The organism is Luteibacter sp. P4_E6 (assembly GCF_056401535.1).
Map to the genome: position 1 here is coordinate 1 of NZ_JBFUJE010000282.1, position 5099 is coordinate 5099.

General features: G+C 62.4%; 5 protein-coding genes. All 5 read left to right on the forward strand.

All coding sequences use genetic code 11. The features are described from left to right. On the forward strand, positions 1–2654 hold a 2654-nt coding region (locus AC1DT2_RS15390; protein ID WP_477297250.1), incomplete at its 5' end, for an outer membrane beta-barrel protein. A 295-nt stretch (positions 2655–2949) separates the two neighbouring features. After that, positions 2950–4347 carry a nucleotide 5'-monophosphate nucleosidase PpnN gene (ppnN, locus tag AC1DT2_RS15395; protein ID WP_477297251.1) on the forward strand — a complete coding sequence of 466 codons (1398 nt, stop codon included), beginning with the start codon at positions 2950–2952 and terminating at the stop codon, positions 4345–4347. 140 nt (positions 4348–4487) lie between these two features. Further along, positions 4488–4643, forward strand: coding sequence for a DUF3309 family protein (locus tag AC1DT2_RS15400; protein ID WP_082878993.1), 156 nt, complete (start codon positions 4488–4490; stop codon positions 4641–4643). Between the two features lie 47 nt (positions 4644–4690). Continuing rightward, positions 4691–4825, forward strand: a complete 135-nt coding sequence (locus AC1DT2_RS15405; RefSeq protein WP_477297252.1) for a hypothetical protein — start codon at positions 4691–4693, stop codon at positions 4823–4825. After that, positions 4825–5099 (forward strand): DNA-3-methyladenine glycosylase (locus AC1DT2_RS15410; RefSeq protein ID WP_477297254.1); only part of this gene is annotated, 275 nt, incomplete at its 3' end. The genes AC1DT2_RS15405 and AC1DT2_RS15410, both read left to right, overlap by 1 nt.

Genomic DNA, 5099 nt, shown 5'->3' on the forward strand with positions numbered 1-5099 from the left:
GCCTGAACGCCAACGGTCTGCCGACCCTCGGCACGCCGATCTCGCAGGACGCGATCCAGGAATACAACATCTCCACCGCGAACTACGACGTGGCGACCCGTCGCGGCGTCGGCGCCAACATCAACGCCGTGACCAAGAGCGGTACGAACGACTTCCACGGTTCGGTGTACTACGCATTCCAGAACCAGAACATGATCGGCGACAACGAGGCCAACAAGCCGTACGCCGGTTTCGATCGCCAGTTCACCGCAGGCGGCACCGTCGGTGGCCCGATCATCAAGGACAAGCTGTTCTTCTTCGGCCTGTACGAGAAGAGCAAGCAGATCGGTTCGGGTAGCCCGTACGGCCCGTCGGATTCCGGCGCGAGGATTCCGGTCAAGAACCTGACCACGGCCCAGCTCAACCAGATTCGCAGCATCGCCCAGGGCCTCGGCCTCGGCGACATTGGCACGGTTGGTGGCGGTAACCAGAACCTTCAGGACAAGCGTTACCTCGGTAAGCTGGACTGGAACATCACCGACAACCACCGCGCCAGCTTCACCTACAGCGAGACCAAGGAGCAGAAGCCCACCATCACGGGCTCTGACACCAAGCTCGTGCTGTCGAGCGGCTGGTACAACACCAGCGTCGACAACAAGTCGTACGCGCTGCATTTCTACGATGACTGGTCGGACATCTTCTCCAGCGACACCACCGTGTCGTACGCCAAGTTTGCGCAGAACCGCACGCCGAACGGCCCGGACATGCCGGACGTCACCGTCTATCCGACCACACTCGCCAATGGCGGCGCGGTGGAGTTCGGTTCGGAGTTCTCGAGCCAGCAGAACGTGCTGAACGTGAAGTCGTGGAACGCCGCATGGGCCGGCTCGCTGTACCTCGGCGACCACACCGTGAAGGGCGGTTTCGACTACGAGAAGGACGATTACTACAACCTGTTCCTGCAGGGCGCCTTCGGTAGCTACACCTTCGAAGAACTGCCGGCCGCGAACGGTGCCAATAATGGCCTCGCCAACTTTGCCAACGGCAAGTACTGGAAGTATTCGTACAACCGTCCGGCCGATGGTCGTAGCCTCAGCGACGTCGCTGCGGCTTATAGCTTGCAGCAGTGGGGCGTGTTCCTGCAGGACACCTGGCAGGCTACGCAAAACCTGTCTGTCCAGTACGGCTTCCGCGTCGACATCCCGCTGATGAACGACAAGCCGCTGTACAACGCGACCTATGCCGCTCCTCAGAACTACGGCCAGACCAATCAGTACAACATCGACGGCCATCGCGTCTTCCAGCCGCGCATGTCGTTCAACTACCAGTTCAACACCGAGCACATGACGCAGCTGCGTGGCGGCGCTGGCTTGTTCGTGACCAACCAGCCGGCTGTGTGGCTGGGTAACATCTTCTCGAACTCTGGCGTGACCCAGACGCAATACGCCTGCGGCCCGACCAATGGCGGCACGTTCCCCTGCACCACCAACCTGCCGGCATTCAGCCCGAACGCTGGCGCACAGAACAATGGTGCCGCGGGCGGGTCGATGACGGTCAATACCGTCACCAAGGACTGGAACATCCCGACCGCCTGGAAGCTCAGCCTCGGCTTCGACAAGGAGCTTCCGTGGTGGGGCCTGATCGCGACGGTTGACTACGAGCACATCGACCAGCGTGATGCCATCTACTTCAAGAACACCAACCTCGGCGCGCCGCAGCGCGTTGCACCGGATGGTCGCGCCAACTATTACTTGACTACGGGTGCTGCCAACTCGACTGGCCAGCGCTCACGCGCCGGTGCCAATTCGAAGTTCTCCGGTAACAACATCGAGCTGGGTAACACGAGCAAGGGCGAAGCGGACAGCCTTGCGCTGTCGATGAAGAAGAACTTCTCCGACGACTGGTCCGGCATGGTCGGCTTCACCTGGACTCGCTCGACGGAAGTCAATCCGGGTACGTCCAGCGTCGCCAGCTCGAACTGGAACAACAACTACGTTCTCAATTCGAACGAAGACAAGGCCAGCACGTCGAACTACTCGACCCCGCGTCGTGTGATCGCCGCCCTGACCTGGCAGCACGCCTTCTTCGGCGACTACAACACCACCGCCAGCGTGTTCTACGACGGCCATTCGGCTGCCCCGTACACCTGGGCCTTCGGCAACGATGCCAACGGTGACGGCCAGACCAACGACGTGGCTTTCGTTCCGAAGGAAGGCCAGGTCGAGTTCAAGCCGGGCACCAACCCGGCGCTGGTGCAGTCGTTCTATAACTACATCCAGAACAACGATTACCTGAAGCACGAGCAGGGCAAGACGGCGCAGCGTAACGGCGACCGTGCCGGCTGGATCAACCAGATCGACCTGAGCTTCCAGCAGGAGATCCCGGGGATTTTCAAGGGTAACAAGGGCATCATCAAGCTCGATATCTACAACTTCACCAATATGCTGAACAAGCATTGGGGTATCGAGAAGCGCGTGAACTTCCCGGGCGGTCGCGGTCTGGCTGACTACGCCGGTATCAACACCGCGACGAACAAGTACATTTACGACATCACGGGTAAGAATTACTCCTCGGGTAATAACTACCAGCCGCTCGCCATCCCGACCTACGTCAACAACAACGATGATCTCGCCCAGCGTTGGTCGGTCCTGCTGACGGTCAAGTACGCGTTCTAAGCCCCGCGCCGATAACCGCGGCGAGCAGCACACGAGGCAACGGATTGCCTCTCAACCGAGAGCCGGCACCTCCAAAGGTGCCGGCTTTTTTTGCAGGAGCCGATTTATCGGCGATAGGGTGCTCGCGCCACGCTGGCACGCTGGCGCGGGATCGCCGATGAATCGGCTCCTACAGGAACGGGCGGTGGCGGGGTGGTCTTGACCCCTACGCCCGCCACGCGTGATCCTAGGCGGTCCGCTCCCGATCCGGAGCGGGGTTCGCCGCTAATTCGCGGTCAGAAGGACGAGTCACACCATGAATGCCAATCAGTTCGGGGAGCCGGTATCCGGCAAGACGGTCAGTGCCCGCGTTTCGCCGGCCGGCGGCCTCGATATCCTTTCCCGCAACGAGGTCGCGCGCCTGCGCGACGCCAGCGGGTCCGGGTTGCACCAGCTGCTGCGCGGCTGCGCACTGGCGGTACTGACGTCGGGCAACCTTTCAGACGATCCGGGCACGATGTTCGGAAAGTATCCGGACTTCGATATCCAGGTGCTGCAGGAAGACCGCGGCATCAAGATCGAGCTGAAGAATGCGCCGGAACAGGCCTTCGTCGACGGCCGTATCATCCGCGGCATCAACGAACTGCTGGTCGCCGTCGTACGCGACATCGTCTACGTGTCGACGCAGCTGGAAGCGGGCGCCTTCGACCTGGACGACAGCGTGGGTATCACGCATGCCGTGTTCGAGATCCTGCGCAATTCGCGCATCCTGCGTCCGCAGATCGATCCGAATCTTGTCGTCTGCTGGGGCGGTCACTCGATCTCGCGCGACGAATACGAGTACACCAAGCGGGTCGGCTACCAGCTCGGCCTGCGCGCCATGGATATCTGCACKGGTTGCGGCCCGGGTGCGATGAAGGGTCCGATGAAGGGAGCGACCATCGCGCATGCCAAGCAGCGTCGCAAGGGCAACCGGTACATCGGTGTGACCGAGCCGGGCATCATTGCCGCCGAGTCGCCGAACCCGATCGTCAACAACCTGGTGATCATGCCGGACATCGAGAAGCGCCTCGAGGCCTTCGTCCGTCTCGGCCACGGCATCATCGTGTTCCCCGGTGGCGTCGGCACGGCGGAAGAAATCCTCTACATGCTCGGCATTCTCCTGCTGCCGAAGAACAAGGGCATTCCGTTCCCGTTGATCTTCACCGGTCCGAAGAACTCGGCGTCGTACTTCGAGCAGATTGACCGCTTCCTGCGGCTGGCGCTCGGCGAAGAGATCGCGACGCACTACAAGATCATCATCGACGATCCGGTGGCCGTCGCCCACGTCATGGTCACCGGGATCGACAAGGTGCGTAATCACCGTCTGGACAACAAGGACGCCTTCTTCTTCAACTGGGCGCTGGATATCCCGCTGCCGTTCCAGCAGCCGTTCCGTCCCAACCACGAGGCGATGGCTGGCCTGGCCCTGCATCGCGACCGTCCGCGTCACGAGCTCGCGGCCGAYCTGCGCCGTGCGTTCTCGGGCATCGTGGCCGGCAACGTCAAGGAAGAGGGCGTGCGCGCCATCGAGCAGTTCGGTCCGTTCGTCATCGACGGCGAGCCGGAAATCATGCGTGCGCTGGACGACCTGCTGAAGGCGTTCGTCGAACAGCACCGCATGAAGCTTCCCGGTGGCACAGCCTACGAGCCTTGCTACGTGGTGCGTACGTAAAACTACGTAACGGCGCCGCCCGCGGGCGGCGCCGTTCTTCGAGTTCCTGAACGGGACGCCGAAAGGGCGCCCCGTGCATCACATGTCCTAGACGACCCTCTGCGCGACGATGCACTCCGAGTCCACTGCCGGAGTTACCCATGCTCGTCACCATCCTGCTCGTCATCCTCATTCTTGCCCTCGTCGGCGGCCTCCCCACGTGGGGTTATTCGCGGTCCTGGGGCTATGGTCCGAGCGGCGGCATCGGCGTTATCCTCGCGATCATCCTGGTCTGCTGGCTGCTTGGCGTCTTCTGATCCCCGGCGTCGGGGCGGCCACGTCCCGACGCCCTCTGGAGGAAGTCATGGCTCGACCCCATCGTCCCGTGCCTGACACGGACAAGACGCCTCCCGGAACCTCGCCGCCGCCTTACGACCAGGAGCCGGTCGAGCGCCCCGGTCCCGATCCGGACACCGACGGTGAGCCCCTGGACACGTGATGGCGTTCCGTCGCGCGCGCTGGCCGGGAGACATCCTGCCGCGCTCCTTCTATCAGCGAGACGCGCGTGTTGTCGCCCAGGCACTGCTCAACAAAGTCCTGGCCTGTGCGGACGGGCGGGCAGGGCGCATCGTCGAGGTCGAGGCGTATATCGGTGCCATCGATCCCGCGGCGCACACCTTCCGCGGGAGGACGCCACGCAACGCCGTGATGTTCGGCCCGGCCGGGCACATGTATGTCTACTTCACCTATGGGATGCACTGGTGCGCCAATAC